This is a genomic window from Devosia sp., assembly GCF_024707125.1.
Lineage (GTDB): Bacteria > Pseudomonadota > Alphaproteobacteria > Rhizobiales > Devosiaceae > Devosia.
In genome coordinates, this window is the sequence record NZ_JANQAH010000005.1 from 1 (window position 1) to 17,446 (window position 17,446).

Here is a 17,446-nt window from a genome sequence, read left to right on the forward strand (position 1 = left end):
CGACTTCGGCTTGGGCATACGAGCAAGCGGCTTCTTCAAGCAACCAATATTCGATGTCGAAGGCTTCCTGCTCGGGGAGGCCCTGGTATTCGCTGACGGTCGAGGCGCCGCGCATCACGTTGATGGCGTTGACATAGAACTCGCCAGAAATGCGGGCAGTGGCCTTGTCCTTGGCGAAGGTCAGCATGCCCGACGCCGAGGATCAGGTAAACGACGGCGTTCGGATCGCGCACGGCCGGCGAATTGTCGTGCTTGCAGCGTCGTAATAGGCACGGTAGTCGACGCGATAGGCGGCGATCTGGGCATCAAGGCCAGCGATCACGGCATCAACGTCCCGGGTTGGCCGGGTTGAAGTCGATGACCAGCGGACGGATCTTGGTGCGCAGGAAGTGGTCGGGGCAGGACGTGCCGAGCCGCCAGTGGGCGAGGAGTTCTTGGAATTGACGAATTCGAGGACGGCGTCGCTGTCGTCGAAATGGCCGAGCTTGTGGCTGTCTTCGGAGATGAAGCCGCGGATTTTTGGCATCAGCTTGGCAGCGACGGCTCGACGGGCGTCGGCATCGAGCGACTGGGTAGCGGCGCCACCGAAGATGGTCTTGCCAGCGGTTTCCTTTTCAAACCATTCGATGGCCTGATTGATGATGCCGATGGTGGTTTCGTAGCATTCCTTGGGGTGTCGCCCAGGTGAAGAGGCCGTGCGACTCGAGGATGAGACCCTTGGAGTTCGGGTTTTCTTCGCAGTACTTGCCAAGCCACAGGCCGAGTTCAAAACCCGGCTTCTTCCACGGAAGCCAGCCGATGGTGTCGCCAAAGATCTGCTTGGTCAGTTCCTTGGAATTCTTCGAGGCCGCGATGGCGATGATCGCGTCCGGGTGCATGTGGTCCACAAAGTTGTGGTTCACATAGGCATGGAGGTGGGGTGTCGATCGAAGCGGCGCGCGGGTTCAGGTTGAACGTCGCGTGGGGCAGGTAGCCCACCATCTCGTCTTCGAACTCAACGCCGCGATAGAGGCCCTTCAGGGCGCGCAGCTTGTCCATGTAGAGCGTCGAGAAGCCGTCGAGCTTGATCGAAGCGCTGTCGCCGCCCGAACCCTTGACCCAGAGGACTTCGACCATCTCGCCCGTAAGAGGGTCCTTCTGCATGATCTTGGAGGAGGTATTGCCGCCGCCATAGTTGGTGACGCGCTTGTCCGAGCCGAGCAGGTTCGAACGGTAGACCAGGCGCTCCGGCTCGGTCATGGACGCGGCTTTGGCGTCGTCCCACTTGTTTTCAAGGCGCTTGGGCGCGGTGGACATGGAAGTTCCTCCCGAAGGTTAGGCGAAGTGGAGATTTGGCCCGGACATGGCCATAGAACGATATACGCTGTCAATCAGAAACGATCAGGATTCATCATTCGTGCGCGCTTCTGACTGAAACATGTCGATTGCTGATTGACTCTGCGCGGAAAGAGTGAAAGCACTGCGTTCAGGGAGTATCAGCCTTGCACGAAACGGAACGCCACCGCGTCATTCTATCCGCTGCACAATCGCACCCCGTGGTGACGGTGGCCGAATTGTGTGAAGTGACAGGCTCTTCCGAAGCCACGATCCGCCGGGACATTGCCTCGCTCGACGAGCAGGGCAAGCTCCGCCGCGTGCGTGGCGGCGCCCGAGGCGATCAATCCTCCGGCGCAGGGCGGTCTCGTCGGTCGACCCTTCTCCGTCAACGAAACGATCAATATTGCTCAGAAGCGGGCAATTGCGCGCGCTGCTGCAGATTTGTGCAGCGATGGCGAGCCGATCATCATCAATGGCGGCACGACGACCTATCAGATGGTGCACTTCCTGACCTCCAAGCGGGTCAGCGTGTTCACCAACAGCTTCGCCATCGCGGAGTATCTGATCCACAACTCGCGCAACCCCGTCGTCATTCCCGGTGGCACGGTCTATCGCGAGCAGAACGTCATCCTCTCGCCCTTTGGCGGGGTGGTGGCGAGCCACTTTTATGCCAAGCGCATGTTCATCGGCTGCCAGGGTATCGGCGCCCATGGGCTGATGGAGGCCGACCCGATGGTCGTGCAGTCCGAGCTTGGCCTGATCGGGCAGGCAGACGAACTGATCGTCCTCGCCGACTCCTCCAAATTCATGGGCCGCAGCAGTCTCATCCTCTGCGGGCTCGATAGAATTGCCGCTGTCATTACCGATAGCGGCATCCGCGACGAAGATCGTCAAATGCTGGAAACAGCAGGTGTGCGGCTCATCGTGGCGGACACGACTGCTCAGGCCGACCGTCAAAGTGCGGTGGCTTGAGACATGAACGACAGATCATCCAGGGAGGGACTCTTATGAAACTGTTCAAACTGATGGCCGCGACGGCTGCTGCCGCCATTCTCCTCGCCGTGCCGGCCTATGCTCAGACCCGCATCGCGCTGGTCGTGAAATCGCTCGGCAACGGCTTCTTCGACGCCGCTGCCAAGGGTGCTGAAGAAGCTGCCAAGGAAATCGGCGACATCGAGCTGATCTATACCGGTCCGACCGCTGCAACCGCCGAAGCCCAGATCGAAGTCGTCAACTCGCTGATCGCTCAGCAGGTCGACGCCATCGCCATCTCGGCCAATGACCCGGATGCTCTCGTGCCGGTTCTGCAGCGCGCCCAGCAGCGCGGCATCAAGGTGATCTCGTGGGATTCGGGCGTTGCTCCCGAAGGCCGCCAGATCCACCTCAACCCGTCTGATATCGGCCTGATCGGCGAAACCATCATCAAGCTGGCTGCCGACTACCTGCCCGAAGGCGGCGACGTTGCCATTCTCTCGGCCGCTTCCACCGCGACCAACCAGAACGCCTGGATCGAAGCCGCCAAGGCTGTCATTCCGGAAAAGTTCCCGAATATCAACCTCGTCGCCACCGTTTACGGTGACGACGACTCGGTGAAGTCGACCGAAGAAGCCCGCGGTCTGATCGCTGCCTATCCGAACCTCAAGGCCATCATCGCTCCGACTACCGTCGGCGTCGTTGCTGCGGCCCAGGTCGTGACCGACCAGAACCTGATCGGCAAGGTCAATGTCACCGGTCTGGCTCTGCCGTCCGAGTTCAAGCAGTTCATCGACAATGGTGCTTCGCAGGCTGTGGCTCTGTGGAACCCGATCGACCTCGGCTACTCGGCCGTCTACCTCGCCAAGGCTCTCGTTGACGGCCAGGAAGCTGCCCCCGGCGCGACCTTCTCGATCGGCAAGGTCGGCGAAGTGACCCTCGATGACAACAACGCGGCTGCCATGGCTGCCCCGTTCCAGTTCGACAAGAGCAACATCGAAGAATTCTCCAAGATCTACTGATCTTTTTCGGCCCGGCGCTTCGGTGCCGGGCCACCCCAAACCACGGCGTCATTCCCGCGAAAGCGGGAATCTCTTTTTCGGCAATGAGATTCCCGCTTTCGCGGGAATGACGTGGTGATTGATGCCGCTGCCGGCGGTCAAGGACACACGCGCAATGACAGAACCCATCCTGACCCTGACGGGCATATCCAAGAGCTTTCCCGGCGTAAGGGCGCTGCACAATGTGTCGCTCGAACTCTTTCCCGGGCAAGTGACGGCGCTGATCGGCGAGAACGGCGCGGGCAAGTCGACGCTGGTCAAAACCATGACCGGCATCTACCAGCCCGACGAAGGCGAAATTCGTGTCAAAGGGCAGGTCGTGACCCTGCCGACGGCGATTTCGGCGACCCATGCCGGCATCACCGCCATCCATCAGGAAACGGTTCTGTTCGACGAGCTTTCGGTGGCCGAGAATATCTATCTCGGGCATGCGCCGCGCAATCGCTTCGGCATGATCGACTGGAAGACCATGAAAAACGAGGCGCAGAAGACGCTCGATTCCATGGCCGCAGGGATTGATGCCGGCACACCGCTCAAGGAACTGGGCATCGCCAAGAAGCACCTCGTGGCTGTGGCCCGGGCGTTGAGTGTCGACGCGCAGGTCGTGATCATGGACGAGCCGACCGCCGCGTTGAGCCAGAAGGAAATCGAGGAGCTTTACGTGCTCGTCGAACTCCTCAAGGCGGATGGCAAGGCTATCCTCTTCATCTCGCACAAGTTCGACGAAATCTACCGCATCTGCGACCGCTTCACCGTGTTCCGCGATGGCGAAATGGTGGGCAAGGGTTTCATCAAGGAGACCCCGGAGAACGAGATCGTCAAGCTCATGGTCGGCCGTTCGGTGGACCACATCTTCCCCGCACGCACCGCCACGATTGGCGAGACCGTGCTTGAGGTGAAGGGGCTGAGCCACCCGACCGAATTCGAGGATATTTCCTTCGAGGTCCGCAAGGGCGAGATCCTGGGCTTTTACGGCCTTGTGGGCGCCGGACGCTCCGAGGTCATGCAGGCTGTGTTCGGCATGACGCAGATTGCTTCGGGCACGATGGTGCTCGGCGGCCAGACGATCGCGCCGAAATCTGCAGCGGATGCGGTCGAGGCGGGCATCGTCTATGTGCCGGAAGAGCGCGGCAAGCAGGGTGTCATCACCGGCGAGCCGATCTTCAAGAACGTATCGCTGCCGAGCATCGACAAGACCAGCGCCAGGGGCTTTATCCGCATGGCGGAAGAGTTCGCGCTGGCGCGGACCTATACCGAACGGCTTGATCTCCGCGCTTCGTCGCTGAGCCAGAACGTCTCCACCCTGTCGGGCGGCAATCAGCAGAAGGTCGTCATCGCCAAGTGGCTGGCAACGCTGCCCAAGGTCATCATTCTCGATGAGCCGACCAAGGGCATCGACATCGGTTCGAAAGCGGCGGTGCATGAATTCATGGGCGAGCTCGTCTCCCAGGGCCTGAGCGTCATCATGGTCTCGTCCGAACTGCCGGAAATTTTGGGCATGAGCGACCGTGTGGTCGTCATGCGCGAAGGGCACATCATCGAGACCCTCGAAAACAAGAATCTGCAGCCCGAGACGCTGGTGCGTCTGGCGGCTGGTATTGCCAAGGAGAAGGCGGCATGAACCGGCTTCTGAAAACCCGTGAACTCTGGCTGGCGCTCGGCATTCTCGCCGTTATCGTGCTGGTGACGCTGCGCTTCCCGCGCTTCTCGCAGCCGGGCAACCTGCTCACCATTTTCAACGACACGTCCATTCTGATGATGCTGGCGCTTGGGCAGATGGCCGTCATCCTGACGCGCTCTATCGACCTTTCGATGGCGTCTAACCTGGCGCTGACGGGCATGATTGTCGCCATGATCAATGCCGCAGCACCCGGTGTGCCGATTCCGCTGCTGATTGCCGGCTCGGTGGTGATCGGCTCGGCATTGGGTGCGTTCAACGGCATTCTCGTCTGGAAGCTCGATATTCCGCCGATCGTTGTCACCCTCGGCACGCTGACCATTTTCCGTGGTCTCGTTTTCGTCATCTCGGGCGGTGCCTGGGTCAACGCGGCGCAGATGAGCCAGGAGTTCATCCAGCTCCAGCGCGGCACCTTCATTGGCCTGCCGATCCTGAGCTGGTTCGCCATTGTTGTTGCAACGCTCGTCTATCTCCTGATGACGCGCACCGCGGCCGGACGCGCCTTCTATGCCATCGGCGTCAATCCGACGGCGGCGGTCTACACCGGCATCAATGTGGGCCGCACCAAATTCCTGGCCTTCGTTCTGGCCGGGGCCATTGCCGGTCTTTGCGGTTATCTCTGGATTTCGCGCTACGTGATCGCCTCGGTGGAAGTCGCCGGTGGCTATGAACTGACCATCGTTGCTGCCTGCGTTATCGGCGGCGTGTCGATTGCCGGCGGTATCGGCACTGTGGCGGGGGCGCTGCTCGGCGCGCTGTTCCTCGGCGTCGTCAACAATGCCCTGCCGGTGATTGGCGTGTCGCCCTTCTGGCAGATGGCCATTTCCGGCGCCGCCATCCTGATCGCCGTGGTGCTCAATGGCCGCAGCGAACGGACCAAGGGCCGCATTATCTTGAAGAAGGCAGAAGCCGCATGACCGATACGACCGCAACCGGCCGCCATCTTCCCGATCGGCTCGACAATCCCGTCAAATCCGCCGTCCTGAGCTGGGAGAGCCTGCTGGTTCTCGTGGCCCTGGCTATCTTCATCGCCAATTCCTTCGCCTCGCCCTACTTCCTCAATGAGTGGAGCCTGAGCGACATGACGTTCAACTTCACCGAGAAGGCGCTGATTGCGCTGGCGATGGCGCTGGTCATTATCACGGGTGAGATCGATCTGTCGGTCGCTTCGATCATCGCGCTGGCTTCGACCATGATGGGTCTGGCACTGCAGGCGGGGGCGGATACGCCCGTGCTTGTGGCCGTGGGGATCGGCGTCGGGGTGCTCTGTGGCGCCTTTAATGGCTTCCTCATCACCGGGCTAAAACTGCCCTCGATCGTCGTCACCATCGGTACGATGAGTCTCTTCCGCGGCATTGCCTATATCGTCCTCGGCGACCAGAGCTTTAAGGGCTACCCCGCGAGCTTTTCGTGGTTCGGCCAGGGCTACGTGTTCTGGGTGATCTCGTTCGAACTGGTGCTGTTCCTCGTCTGTGCGTTCATTTTCTATGTCGTGCTGCACCACACCAATTTCGGTCGCCGCGTCTTTGCCATCGGCAATAACGCGACCGCTGCGCGCTTCTCGGGTGTGCGCGTCGATCGCATCAAGTTCGTGCTGTTCTGCCTGACCGGGTTGATGAGCGGCATCGCTGCGGTGCTGTTGACGGCGCGTCTGGGTTCGACCCGCCCGTCGATCGCCGAGGGCTTTGAGCTTGAAGCGGTGACCATGGTGGTTCTGGGCGGCGTGTCGATCCTTGGCGGCTCCGGCACTATCATAGGCGTCGTGCTGGCCGCACTGATCATGGGTCTTGTGACCTTCGGGCTGGGCCTGCTCAACGTGCCTGGGATCGTGATGTCGATCTTCATCGGTTCGCTGCTGATCGTCGTGATCGCGCTGCCGATCCTGTTCCGCATGTGGAGGCAAAGAAAAGCATGATCACCGACGACGGCTACGAAAAGCACGCCTTCAAGATGCATCTCAATCCCGGCATGACGGCCGAATACAAGAAGCGTCATGACGAGATTTTTCCCGAGCTAGTCGATCTGCTGCACGACGCCGGGGTGAAGGACTATTCCATTCACCTCGACGAAGAGACCAACACGCTGTTCGGCGTGCTCTGGCGCCGCAAGGATCACACGATGGGTGATCTGCCGAACACGGACGTCATGAAGCGCTGGTGGGCCCATATGGCCGACATCATGGCCACCAATGAGAAGAACGAGCCGATCTCGGTGGATCTGCTGCCGGTGTTTTGGATGAAATGAAGAAAAGGCCCCATTGGGGGCCTTTGCCGCTTTAGTGCATCCCAGCCGGCGTATGTGCCCGGCGCACGGCGCGGGCCATGAGCCAGACAGCCAGGACCACGAAGGGCGCTGCGATGGACAGCGTCATGGTCTTTTCCCAATGCAGTTCTTCCAATGGTCCCGCGAGCAGATAGCTCAGGATGCCGAGGAGATAGTAGCTGATGGCGATGGTTGAGAGACCCTCCACCGTCCGCTGCAGCAGGAACTGGCTGCGCGCCGTATGCGCGATGCTGTCGAGCACGGCGGCGTTCTGCACCTGCATATCGACCCCGATCCGCACATCGAGCAGGCCAATGGCGCGCTCGATCTTGTCCGAGACAACGGCGAGACGCTTTTCCATGGCGGCGCAGGTGGCAAGGCCCGGATCGACGCGATTGCCGATATAGTGCGTCAGCGTCGAGCCGCGGGCGGTCGAGTTTTCACGCAGATTGGCGAGGCGCATGCGCAGGATTTCGCCATAGGCCTGGCCGGCGGCAAAGCGATAGCCGAGACGTTCCGACAACTGGCCCGAGCGCACCGACATGGTGTGGAGCGCGCCGAGCGACTGCTGTACGGCAGCGGGCGTCGTGGCAGCGGAAAGGCTTTCGACGAGCGCAGTCAGATCGAGTTCGATGCTGCGCAGGTCGCCCGCGACTTCTCGCGCCAGCGGCAGGCCGAGGAGGGCCATGGTGCGGTAGGTTTCGACTTCGAGCAGGCGCCGGACGACGATGGAGCGGCGGAGCGTGGTGAGGCGGCCGGCGGCGAGTTCGAAGCGGGTGAAGCGGTCGGCATCGGGCACGAAATCGGTCGCCACCTGGCCATTGCCGTTCTCGATATCGGCAAGGCAGAGGCTCGGGAGGTTGAAGCCGGGCACCAGCTTGTCAGGCACGGTGCCATCGGCCGTAACGTCGATGCGCATGGCGCCGATGAGCTGAGCTTCGGCGAGCGCGGCAAAGCCGATGTCGTCGGGCCAGTTTTCCCAATCGTCGAGGTCGCTGCGCCAGGTGAGGGTGACGAATTCGGTGTGGAATTCCCAGGTGACGTGGTGGCCCGGCGTCTCAAAACTGTATTGACGGCTGGCCAGCGTCGGAACGGGATGGCCCGCTTCGATGCAGAATGCTTCGAAGGCATGGAAAACGCGCATCATGGCGCCGGAGACGGCGGGCATGACGAAGACGAGGCGACGGAGGCGGCAGGCTTCGGGCACGATCTCGACCGGGCGCGCATGCACCTCGGCCATGATGGCTTGCCGATAGGGGTGGTCGACAGGGAGCGGCGCGGCCATGGGAACCTCTGGGAGCTTTTCTGGCTCCCATTGGTGGCGCGCCACCCCGATTTGACAATGAGACGTTAGCGCACGCTACTTTGGTCGAAGGGCTCTACTTGGCCACCTCGCTGCGCCAGCTGTATTGGGGCGAATAGCCGAGGAGGCGTTTGGCCTTTTCGATCGACAGCAGCGTGCCATTGGTGGGGATATTGCCCTTCTGCGGCACGTCGGGGAAAACCTCGGCGAGCAGCGAAATGTTGGACCGGGTCATGACCGAGTCGGCATTGGCGATGATGAAGGCCTCAAATCCCTTGAAATCGGCCTGGATGGACCGGCGCACGGCCTGGGCGCCGTCGCGGGCGTCGATATAGGCCCAAAGATTCCATTTGCGGCTGCGCGGGTCGCTGTCGAATTTGGGGAAGGCGGCGTAGTCCTCGGGATACATGACATTGGAGAAGCGCAGGGCCACCATGCGCAGTTCCGGATCCCAGCGGCAGAATTGGGCGGCCATGGTCTCGTCGAGCAGCTTTCCCAGCGAATAGGCGCTTTCCGGGCGCGGGAAATACTCCTCGTCGACCGGCGCATAGGGCGGGGGCGTGTCGAAAGGCAGGCCGAGCACGGTTTCGCTCGAGGCGAAGACGACGTTCTTGATCTTGGCGAGGCGCGTGGCCTCGAAGACGTTGTAGGTCGTCGTCACATTGTTCGCAAAAGTCTTGGCATTGGCGGCAAGGCCCGGCGCGGGAATGGCGGCGAGGTGCACCACGGCATCGAAGGGCCCGCCGCGCTCATCGACACCGCCGAGAATGGCTGATGCGACCTCGCCGAAATTGGTGAGATCGATCCTGACCGAGCGGCAGATCGGTTCGGAAAGCGCCTGCTGGTCGATGTTGAGCACATCGTAGCCATGGGTCACGAGATCGCGCAGCACGGCACGGCCAAGCTTGCCGCTGCCACCGGTCACCAGCACCTTTTTCATCCGAACCTCCTCATTTTCCACGCTGATTTCGTGGTTGTCCGGCTTCTAGCCTAAGCCCGAACAGCGCTTCTGCCAACCGCGGAAGGCCGGTTTCCGGCGGTTAACGGGAGATGAATGCGGCTCTCAGCACGGGTTCAAAGGGCAGGGCTCATAACACCGCCACGCTCGATGCAAGGACATCGAAATATCAGGCGGTCCGCGAGGGGCGGATGCCGAACCAAACTGGAGAAACAAAATGCTCAAGATCACCACGCTTGCCGTTCTCGCCGGCCTCGTCACCGCTGCTTCGGTCCTGCCCAGCTTCGCCCAGGTTGCTTTCGTTCCCGGCAGCAACCAGCGCTATCCGCAGCCCGGTTCCGGCCAGGAATATGATTGTTCTGCTGCCATGGGTCATATGCGCAGCGTCAAGCAGGCCGATATTCTTGCCATCAACGGCAACCGTGTCGCCCTGCTGCCTGTCTGCGAAGACCTGACGGTGCGCGGCAAGAATGTCTATGGCCCGCTCTTCGTCAACGGCAACGTCAACCACCTGCGCGTGCCGATTGCCCGCAATGCCACGCTCATGGCCGCCCTGACGGCCAAGGGCTACGACCAGAACGATGTCGTCTCGCTCCGTCACGGCGCCAATGACAGCATCATCCTCTACGTGCACCAGCGCGACATGAACTGATCGGGCCTGACTGCCCGACTGTATCCGAGCCGCACCCGAGGGTGCGGCTCTTTCAAATCCAAACCAACCCAAACCCAAGCGTCACGGCCGATGCCAGGCATCCGCCGCCCAAACCTGAGATCATCAAAAATGCTGAAATTCGCTACCCTCACCCTGCTCGCCGGTGTCCTCACTGCAACCACCGTTCTGCCCAGCACTGCTGCCGTGATGCGGCCGCGCCCCCGGCCGTTGAGACGAGCTCGGGGAGCACGCCTGAGTGCTCTGCTGCGATGGGGCACATGCGCAGCGTCAAGCAGGCCGACATCGCCGCTATCCACGGCCAGGATGTCGTGCTGCTGCCGGTCTGCGAGGAACTCGCCATCTATGGTCGCAATGGCTACGGCTCGCTGTTTGTCGAAGGCAATGTCAATCACCTGCGTCAGCCCATCGCCCACTCGGCGACGCTGATGGCCGCCCTGACGGCCAAGGGCTACGACCAGAACGACGTTGTCTCGCTCCGCCAGGGCGGGAATGACAGCATCATTCTCTATGTCTACCAGCGCGACACGCGCTGAGCCGATGTCTTGTCGATGAACCGAGCCTGAACGCACCTATCAGGGTGAGTTCAAGCCGGTTCAGGCAAGGTGCTTTCAAGATGAAACGCCCTGAGGGACACTGAAATGAACAAGTCACAGGAAAAGGTTCTGGTCGCAGCGCTCTGTGGCCTTGTCGTTACCGCCGCCGCCGGCTTTGCCGTGCAGCCTGCCATGGCTGCCGGCTACCAGGTCGAACAACTGGCGCGGGTCAGCAATGTCGCCCATTGGGACCAGCTGAACGTGCGCAAGTGGCCGGCCAGCTATTCGCAGAAAATCGGCGCCCTCCAACCCGACACCCCGGTTTGGGTCGAACGCTGCATCACCGTCCCGAAAAGCGCCGATTGGTGCCTTGTCGACCGCCAGAACACCCGCGGATGGGTCAACTCGCGCTACCTGACCCTGGTCGATGGCTGGGACATCTGAGCTTTCGCGCCGTTTGCCCGGCGCGCCTCTTTAGTAACCGCGTACCTCCTACCCATGCATGTTGACTTTTCCGGCTCTGCACTGTTCCTCAGGGACAGTCAGGGCCGGAGTTTTCTTACATGGATGCCAACCCCATTCTCGCCGAGGCCGTCCGCGGCAACTGGGTGGAAAACCGCCATCGCGGTGCCTTTGTGGTGATCGACGCGACTGGGCAGGTGATCGCTTCAGCGGGCGACATCGAGCGTCCGGTTTTTCCACGTTCAGCGATCAAGTCCATGCAGGCTCTGGCGATTTTCGACCGGCATGCAGCCGAGCGCTTCCATCATTCGAGCGAAGAACTGGCGCTGGCTTGCGCCTCCCATCATGGCGAGGACGACCACGTGACCAATGTGGCCAACTTTCTTGGCCGCATGGGGCTGTCGGTGGCCAATCTCGAATGTGGTGCGCATCAACCGACCAATGGCGCGGCGCGCGAGGCGCTGCGGGAGCGGCATGAGGAGCCGAGTGCGCTTCATAACAATTGCTCCGGAAAACATGCGGGCATGTTGAGCGTGGCGCTCGCCATGGGCGTGCCGACAACAGACTATGTGAAACGCGAGCACGACGTGCAGCGCGCCGTGCGGGCGGCGGTGGAGCTGGTGATCGGCGAGGGGCTGACGGAAGATCGTTGCGGCACCGATGGCTGTTCCATTCCCACCTGGGCGGCGCCGATTCGGGCCTGGGCGCAGGGTTTTGCGCGCATGGCGACAGGGCAGGGGCTCGATGCTGGACATGCGGCCGGTGCGCGGGCGCTGTTCGATGCGGCAACCAAGCATCCGCATCTCGTCGCCGGGACGGGGCATCTTGATACGCTGGTGATGGAGGCCTTTGGTGGCCGCGTCATGCAAAAGGGCGGGGCGGAAGGCGTGCAATGCGGCGCCATTCGCAACAAGGGCTGGGGCTATGCGCTCAAATGCGACGACGGCAATATGGCCGCGAGCCAGGCCATGGTCGCGGCGCTGTTGCTGAAATTTGCCGATCCGGATGAGACGCAGCGCGCGGTGCTGGAAGGCTTTGCGCGGCAGCCGACGCTGAATGTGCGCAAGACTGTGGTGGGGGAAGTCAGGGCGGTGCTGTAGGTAGGAGAGGGGACGGCTTCGCGCCTCTCTTCCACCGCGTCATTCCCGCGAAAGCGGGAATCTCCTTGAACAGAAACAGAGATTCCCGCTTTCGCGGGAATGACCCCGTGTTTTTGAAGGGTCTAGGGACCCTTTGCCCCTAACGAATAGTGACGTGCGGATAGCGATCGGCGACGGCGCGGAGGTCGGTTTCGGCGACCTCGGTCCATTTGAGACCGACGATTTCGCCGACGCTGGGCTCATGCACCATGTTGTCGGCGATGAGCACATTGCCGGCGCCTTCGGCGACTGAAACGCCGATGCCGATATTGCTGGCATAGACGACGTTGCTGGTGATGACGACGGAGCGCATGAAGCTGCCGAAACCCGCCGCAATGGCAACCCCCGGGACGTTTTCGACCACATTGCCGGTGACGGCGACCTCGGCCTCGACATAGATGCCGACGGGGACTGTGTCTGGGTTCACTTCAGATTTCGACGAAATGTTCCGCACGATATTGCCCGAGCAGACGGCGAGGTGCCCGTTGCTGTCGAGATTGGTGATGGAAATGCCGGTGGCAGCGCCATCGACCACGTTGTCGGCGATGATCGAGCCGGAAAAGCCGAATTCGGAGAAGATCGCGACCTCGCCGCAAGTGCGGCAGATGTTGCCGGTTACCTGGCAGTTTTTCGTGGTGTTGAGGCGTACGGCCGTGAAGGCGCAATCGGAAATGTGGTTGTCGGCGACGACGACTTCATCGGCGAGATAGACATTGATCCCATTGCCATTCTGGCCATTGCCGCCCTGGCGCCAGTCGATCTTGCTGATGCGGTTGTTGACCAGGATCGAGCCATCCGGCCCCGCCTCGTTGCGCCAGATGCGGATGCCGGCATTGCCGCAGCCGGAAATCGTGTTGCCGCTGGCGAGGAGACCGGTGCTGTCGAGGGAATGGATGGCGGCGTCGCCGTGGTTCTCGAAATCGCAATCGCGAATGGTCGCGGCGCTCTGGAAGAGCGACAGGGCGATGCCGGGGCTTTCGGAGAAGCGACAGCGTTCGATTGTGACATTTTCGGCGGCCTGGACGCCAAAGAGCGGATCGCTGCCGCTATCGCCGGTAAAACCAATATCGCGGAGGACGAGGCCGGATTGATGCAGGAAGCCGCCAATGGCGGTACCTGAAGCGACGAGGACAGTGGCGCCGGGGACGCCTTCGACTACGAGATTGGCCGGGAAATTAATGTTGCTGACGCGAAAGCGGCCGGCGGGCAGGGTGAGGCGGCCAGTGGCAGCATCGAGCGCCGCCTGCAGTGCCGCGCTCTGATCGGCATCGCTGTCTGGCGTGAGATCGGCGGTCTGCGCCTGTGCTGCCATGGGCAGGCCGACGGCGAGACCGGCGAGACCGGCAAGGGCATGGCGACGGGTGATCTGGATTTTCTGGCGCATGGTCTCATTCTGCCAGCTTTGGCGCGCGCGGCGAGCAAAACCCAAAGACGTGGTGAACGGCTTTGGCTATAACGGGCAAGACTTTAGAAGACCAAAGAGGTGACTACATGCTCGTGGACGGCAAGATCTATCTCGGCACGAGCACGCGGCCGGAATATCTCAGCCTCAAATATGGCAATCGCCATGGCCTCGTGACTGGCGCCACGGGCACGGGCAAAACCGTAACCCTGCAGGCGCTGGCCGAAGGCTTTGCGGGGGCGGGCGTGCCGGTCTTTGCGGCCGATATCAAGGGCGATCTGTCGGGCGTTGCCAAGGGCCAGCCGATCCAGGAATGGCAGACCAAGCGTGCCGAGGATATCGGCTTTACCGACTACATCAATGACGCCTTCCCGGTGGTTTTCTGGGATCTTTTCGGCAAGCAGGGGCATCCCGTTCGCGCCACGATTTCCGAAATGGGCCCGGTGCTGCTGAGCCGCATCCTCGATCTCAACGACACGCAGGAAGGCGTGCTCAACATCGCCTTCCGCGTGGCCGACGAGGAAGGGCTGCTGCTGCTGGATCTGAAGGACCTGCGCTCGATGCTGGTCAGCATTCAGGAGCGCTCCAAGGAAGTCTCCGCGCGCTATGGCAATGTGACGACGGCCTCGGTTGGCGCCATCCAGCGCGCGCTGCTGGTGCTGGAACAGCAGGGCGCCGACAACTTCTTTGGCGAACGGGCGCTGGAAATTGCCGACCTGATGCGCGTCGATACGGATGGCCGCGGGTTCATCTCGATCCTCGCGGCCGACCAGCTGATGAAGTCGCCGCGGCTCTATTCGACCTTCCTGCTCTGGCTGCTCTCGGAACTTTTCGAGCAACTGCCGGAAGTCGGCGATCCGGATAAGCCGAAAATGGTGTTCTTCTTCGATGAAGCGCATCTGCTGTTTGACGATGCGCCCAAGGCGCTGATCGACAAGGTTGAGCAGGTCGTAAAGCTGATCCGCTCGAAGGGTGTCGGCGTTTATTTCGTGACGCAGAACCCGATTGATATTCCGGAAGCCGTGCTGGCGCAGCTTTCCAATCGCGTGCAGCACGCTTTGCGCGCCTATACGCCACGCGAGCAGAAGGCCGTCAAAGTGGCGGCGGAGACTTTCCGCCCGAATCCGGATTTTTCGACCGAAGAGGTCATTACCCAATTGGGGATCGGTGAAGCGCTGGTTTCGGTGCTGGAGGACAAGGGCATTCCGTCCATGGTCGGCCGCACGCTGATCCGGCCGCCTTCCGCACAGGTGGGGCCGCTCAATCCGGCCGAGCGCGATGCGACCATGGCCAACTCGCCGGTGGGCGGGCTCTATGACAGCGTTAGCGATCGTGAATCGGCCTTTGAAATTCTGGAGCGCCGGACGCGCGATCGGCAATTGGCCGAGGAGCGGGCAAAATATGACGAGGCAGACCGCGTCGCCGCCGAGCGGCAGGCCCGCGAAGAGCGCGCAAGCCAGCCGCGCCGCACATCGAGCCGGCAAACGCCCGCTGAGGCGGCGATGAATTCCTTTGCGCGGACTGTGGCCAACAAGCTGGGCAATGCCATCGTGCGCGGCATCCTGGGCAGCATGAAGGGTCGATGAGCATGGCGGTTATCGGCATTTTCGCTTCGGACAAGGGGCCGGGCGATCCGGAACGGGCGAGCCTGATGAGCCAGACGGGGACGCTTTTTGCCCGCCGCGGCGCGCAATTGTTGTGTCTCTGGGAAAACGGCGCCGGGCCGCTGCCGCTGATGACCGCGGCAAAGACGGCGGGCGGAACCGTGTCGGTTCTCGCGGATGCCGATGCCGCTTTGCCGCCGACGCTTTCGGGTGTGCCGGTGCGTGTCGTAGAGGATCGCGGCGCGCGCCACGCGCTGTTTGCCGAGGAAGCGCAGGTGCTGGTGGCGCTGCCAGGTTCGCTGGCTTCGACGTCGGCCTTGTTCGGGAGCTGGGCGTCCAGGCAGGGGCGGGCCAAGCCCGTCGTTATGCTCAATCGCCACCGGGCCTTCGAGGTGGTGAAGGGTTTTGCCGGCGACGTGCTGTCGCATTCGGTGGCGGGCTATGACCGGAATGTGCAGTTCGCGGATTCGGTCGAAGACCTTTGGAACAAGGTCAGTTGGGTGCTGGAACAGAAGCGGTAGGTTTCTGCCAAGTTCAGCGAAATCCATCCGCGGTCGTCACCGGGCTTGTCCCGGTGGTCCCCAGCGGAGGCGAGATGGATTGCCGGGACAAGCCCGGCAATGACGACGCAATGGGACGGCCGGTGTTGGCGTCGCGGAACAGCGGTACGGTCGGCAGGCCTAGGCCAGCGGCTCGAGCCCCGGGTGCATGGGCTTGCGGCGGTCGGGGAAGAGCGGCACGACATTGTCGGTGGCGCGTCGCGTCGGGTGCGGTTGTGGCTTGGAGAGAGGCACGCGATCCCGGCGTTCGGGGCCGCGATAGCCCGAGCCCAGAAGGCCGACGACGCTGCGATTGATCAGGCGGGCTTGCACGCGCTGCAGCAGGTGGCGCGGCGACATGGGTTTTACCAGCACTTCATCAATGCCGGCGCTGATCGCCTGATGGCGCATCGGCGGGGTGATGCTGCGGGTGAGGGCGATGACGGGCAGTTCGCGGCTGACGAAGCGCGGGTCGAGGCGGATGGCTTCGACCATTTCATAGGCCGGGCGGCCCTCACGATCGAAATCGACGACCAGCATGTCGAGAGGAGCGATCCGCATATAGGCGAAGAGCTCGGCTTCGCTCTCAAAGGGGCGCACGCGCAGGCGCGTATCACCGGCCAAAACCATGGTCAGCACAGACGTAAGCGCAGGATTGGCCGCCAGAATGGCGACCGTTTTCGGCCGTGACGTCAACGCATCCCCCCTTGTGGTAAATAGAGCGTTAACATGGGTTCGCGGATGTTTGAAGCTGGGGATTCCACCAAGTCGCGGATAATCTTGGGAAAAGTTAATCCCACCGGGCAAAACGAAACCCGCCGGCGCTTTGCACCGGCGGGCTTGGTCTAACGTTTCGCGTCAGCGAAAAATTACGCGGTGGCTTCTTCGAACAGCAGCTCGACGTGTTCCCAGTTCACCAGGTTATCGAACCAGGCTTCGAGGTACTTCGGGCGGGCATTGCGGTAGTCGATGTAATAGGAGTGCTCCCACACGTCGACGCCGAGGATCGGCTTGCCGCCATAGACCAGCGGCGATTCGCCATTGGCAGTCTTGGAGATTTCGAGCTTGCCGTTCTTGACCGAGACCCAGGCCCAGCCCGAGCCGAACTGGGTGGTGCCGGCAGCGATGAAATCGGCGCGCAGCTTGTCAAAACCACCGAGGTCGGAATCAACGGCAGCCTGCAGCTTGGCGGGGAGCTTGTTGCCGCCGCCATTGGGCTTCATCCAGTTCCAGAAGTGGACGTGGTTGTAGTGCTGGCCAGCGTTGTTGAAGAGGCCGGCATTCTTGCCGAAGCTTTCCTTGACGATGTCTTCGAGCGGCAGGATTTCGAGGCCCGAACCTTCCAGCAGCTTTTCGCCATTGGTGACGTAAGCCTGGTGGTGCTTGTCGTGGTGGACCTCAAGCGTCTCTTTCGACATGTAGGGGCCCAGGGCGTCGTAAGCATAGGGCAGGGGCGGCAGGGTAAACTTGGTGGACATGGTAGCCTCCGTTTCTGGAAAGGGATGACGCTCGGTCAAAACCGGAACTGGTGAGAAGGTATAGG

The 17,446-nt window shown here is 61.8% G+C and carries 16 protein-coding genes and 2 pseudogenes; 12 read left to right on the forward strand and 6 right to left on the reverse strand.

The window, feature by feature from the left end:
* Positions 1–1,296: pseudogene (locus NVV77_RS03530) on the reverse strand (bifunctional rhamnulose-1-phosphate aldolase/short-chain dehydrogenase); the annotation flags it as partial.
* Between the two features lie 185 nt (positions 1,297–1,481).
* Here NVV77_RS03530 and NVV77_RS03535 point away from each other — a divergent pair.
* The 6 genes and pseudogenes from NVV77_RS03535 to rhaM all read left to right on the forward strand — a co-directional run bounded on the left by NVV77_RS03535 (position 1,482) and on the right by rhaM (position 7,272).
* Positions 1,482–2,289 (forward strand): annotated as a pseudogene (locus NVV77_RS03535) (DeoR/GlpR family DNA-binding transcription regulator).
* Positions 2,290–2,324: 35 nt separating this feature from the next.
* Complete coding sequence (gene rhaS, locus NVV77_RS03540) at positions 2,325–3,311, forward strand: rhamnose ABC transporter substrate-binding protein (RefSeq protein ID WP_295409630.1); 987 nt, start codon at positions 2,325–2,327, stop codon at positions 3,309–3,311.
* 154 nt (positions 3,312–3,465) lie between these two features.
* Complete coding sequence (locus NVV77_RS03545; RefSeq protein ID WP_367178585.1) at positions 3,466–4,971, forward strand: sugar ABC transporter ATP-binding protein; 1,506 nt, start codon at positions 3,466–3,468, stop codon at positions 4,969–4,971.
* A complete protein-coding gene (locus NVV77_RS03550; protein ID WP_295410806.1) occupies positions 4,968–5,945 on the forward strand; it encodes an ABC transporter permease in 978 nt (325 codons plus the stop codon). Before NVV77_RS03545 ends, NVV77_RS03550 begins: the two co-directional genes overlap by 4 nt.
* Positions 5,942–6,943 carry an ABC transporter permease gene (locus NVV77_RS03555; protein WP_295410808.1) on the forward strand — a complete coding sequence of 334 codons (1,002 nt, stop codon included), beginning with the start codon at positions 5,942–5,944 and terminating at the stop codon, positions 6,941–6,943. The genes NVV77_RS03550 and NVV77_RS03555 overlap by 4 nt, the downstream gene beginning before the upstream one ends.
* Positions 6,940–7,272 carry an L-rhamnose mutarotase gene (gene rhaM, locus NVV77_RS03560; protein ID WP_295410811.1) on the forward strand — a complete coding sequence of 111 codons (333 nt, stop codon included), beginning with the start codon at positions 6,940–6,942 and terminating at the stop codon, positions 7,270–7,272. The genes NVV77_RS03555 and rhaM overlap by 4 nt, the downstream gene beginning before the upstream one ends.
* Before the next feature lie 31 nt (positions 7,273–7,303).
* On the opposite strand, the gene NVV77_RS03565 is transcribed toward rhaM, so the two are convergent.
* A complete protein-coding gene (locus NVV77_RS03565) occupies positions 7,304–8,575 on the reverse strand; it encodes a DUF3422 domain-containing protein (RefSeq protein ID WP_295410813.1) in 1,272 nt (423 codons plus the stop codon).
* A 94-nt stretch (positions 8,576–8,669) separates the two neighbouring features.
* Entirely contained in the window at positions 8,670–9,533 is an 864-nt protein-coding gene (locus tag NVV77_RS03570) for an NAD(P)-dependent oxidoreductase (RefSeq protein WP_295410815.1), read from the reverse strand.
* A gap of 235 nt (positions 9,534–9,768) precedes the next feature.
* On the opposite strand from NVV77_RS03570, the gene NVV77_RS03575 reads away from it, so the two are divergent.
* The 4 genes from NVV77_RS03575 (at position 9,769) to NVV77_RS03590 (ending at position 12,319) form a co-directional block, all read left to right on the forward strand.
* Positions 9,769–10,203 (forward strand): hypothetical protein, encoded by a 435-nt coding sequence (locus tag NVV77_RS03575; RefSeq protein WP_295410817.1) that lies wholly within the window; start codon positions 9,769–9,771, stop codon positions 10,201–10,203.
* Between the two features lie 278 nt (positions 10,204–10,481).
* Complete coding sequence (locus NVV77_RS03580; RefSeq protein WP_295410819.1) at positions 10,482–10,757, forward strand: hypothetical protein; 276 nt, start codon at positions 10,482–10,484, stop codon at positions 10,755–10,757.
* 105 nt (positions 10,758–10,862) lie between these two features.
* The gene (locus NVV77_RS03585; RefSeq protein WP_295410821.1) at positions 10,863–11,201 is read left to right on the forward strand and encodes an SH3 domain-containing protein; all 339 of its coding nucleotides are present in this window, start codon (positions 10,863–10,865) and stop codon (positions 11,199–11,201) included.
* A 119-nt stretch (positions 11,202–11,320) separates the two neighbouring features.
* Positions 11,321–12,319 (forward strand): asparaginase, encoded by a 999-nt coding sequence (locus NVV77_RS03590; RefSeq protein ID WP_295410823.1) that lies wholly within the window; start codon positions 11,321–11,323, stop codon positions 12,317–12,319.
* A gap of 139 nt (positions 12,320–12,458) precedes the next feature.
* Here the strand turns inward: NVV77_RS03590 and NVV77_RS03595 are convergent, their stop codons facing one another.
* Positions 12,459–13,742, reverse strand: coding sequence for a TIGR03808 family TAT-translocated repetitive protein (locus NVV77_RS03595; protein ID WP_295410825.1), 1,284 nt, complete (start codon positions 13,740–13,742; stop codon positions 12,459–12,461).
* Between the two features lie 107 nt (positions 13,743–13,849).
* On the opposite strand from NVV77_RS03595, the gene NVV77_RS03600 reads away from it, so the two are divergent.
* Together NVV77_RS03600 and NVV77_RS03605 are read left to right on the forward strand one after the other, a co-directional pair.
* Positions 13,850–15,346 (forward strand): helicase HerA-like domain-containing protein, encoded by a 1,497-nt coding sequence (locus NVV77_RS03600; protein ID WP_295410827.1) that lies wholly within the window; start codon positions 13,850–13,852, stop codon positions 15,344–15,346.
* Complete coding sequence (locus NVV77_RS03605; RefSeq protein ID WP_295410829.1) at positions 15,343–15,885, forward strand: hypothetical protein; 543 nt, start codon at positions 15,343–15,345, stop codon at positions 15,883–15,885. Before NVV77_RS03600 ends, NVV77_RS03605 begins: the two co-directional genes overlap by 4 nt.
* A 159-nt stretch (positions 15,886–16,044) precedes the next feature.
* Here the strand turns inward: NVV77_RS03605 and NVV77_RS03610 are convergent, their stop codons facing one another.
* Positions 16,045–16,599: a response regulator gene (locus NVV77_RS03610; RefSeq protein ID WP_295410831.1), complete on the reverse strand. Its 555-nt coding sequence runs from the start codon at positions 16,597–16,599 to the stop codon at positions 16,045–16,047.
* Between the two features lie 173 nt (positions 16,600–16,772).
* Positions 16,773–17,381, reverse strand: coding sequence for a superoxide dismutase (locus tag NVV77_RS03615; RefSeq protein ID WP_295410832.1), 609 nt, complete (start codon positions 17,379–17,381; stop codon positions 16,773–16,775).
* Positions 17,382–17,446 lie beyond the last annotated feature (65 nt).

What these genes read in the sequence shown, in the direction of transcription:
- NVV77_RS03545 (WP_367178585.1), top strand. Translation starts at nt 3,466, where the DNA reads ATGACAGAACCCATCCTGACCCTGACGGGCATATCCAAGAGCTTTCCC.
- NVV77_RS03595 (WP_295410825.1), bottom strand. Translation starts at nt 13,742, where the DNA reads ATGCGCCAGAAAATCCAGATCACCCGTCGCCATGCCCTTGCCGGTCTC.
- NVV77_RS03585 (WP_295410821.1), top strand. Translation starts at nt 10,863, where the DNA reads ATGAACAAGTCACAGGAAAAGGTTCTGGTCGCAGCGCTCTGTGGCCTT.
- rhaS (WP_295409630.1), top strand. Translation starts at nt 2,325, where the DNA reads ATGAAACTGTTCAAACTGATGGCCGCGACGGCTGCTGCCGCCATTCTC.
- NVV77_RS03550 (WP_295410806.1), top strand. Translation starts at nt 4,968, where the DNA reads ATGAACCGGCTTCTGAAAACCCGTGAACTCTGGCTGGCGCTCGGCATT.
- NVV77_RS03570 (WP_295410815.1), bottom strand. Translation starts at nt 9,533, where the DNA reads ATGAAAAAGGTGCTGGTGACCGGTGGCAGCGGCAAGCTTGGCCGTGCC.
- rhaM (WP_295410811.1), top strand. Translation starts at nt 6,940, where the DNA reads ATGATCACCGACGACGGCTACGAAAAGCACGCCTTCAAGATGCATCTC.
- NVV77_RS03555 (WP_295410808.1), top strand. Translation starts at nt 5,942, where the DNA reads ATGACCGATACGACCGCAACCGGCCGCCATCTTCCCGATCGGCTCGAC.
- NVV77_RS03575 (WP_295410817.1), top strand. Translation starts at nt 9,769, where the DNA reads ATGCTCAAGATCACCACGCTTGCCGTTCTCGCCGGCCTCGTCACCGCT.
- NVV77_RS03600 (WP_295410827.1), top strand. Translation starts at nt 13,850, where the DNA reads ATGCTCGTGGACGGCAAGATCTATCTCGGCACGAGCACGCGGCCGGAA.
- NVV77_RS03615 (WP_295410832.1), bottom strand. Translation starts at nt 17,381, where the DNA reads ATGTCCACCAAGTTTACCCTGCCGCCCCTGCCCTATGCTTACGACGCC.
- NVV77_RS03590 (WP_295410823.1), top strand. Translation starts at nt 11,321, where the DNA reads ATGGATGCCAACCCCATTCTCGCCGAGGCCGTCCGCGGCAACTGGGTG.
- NVV77_RS03565 (WP_295410813.1), bottom strand. Translation starts at nt 8,575, where the DNA reads ATGGCCGCGCCGCTCCCTGTCGACCACCCCTATCGGCAAGCCATCATG.
- NVV77_RS03605 (WP_295410829.1), top strand. Translation starts at nt 15,343, where the DNA reads ATGAGCATGGCGGTTATCGGCATTTTCGCTTCGGACAAGGGGCCGGGC.
- NVV77_RS03580 (WP_295410819.1), top strand. Translation starts at nt 10,482, where the DNA reads ATGCGCAGCGTCAAGCAGGCCGACATCGCCGCTATCCACGGCCAGGAT.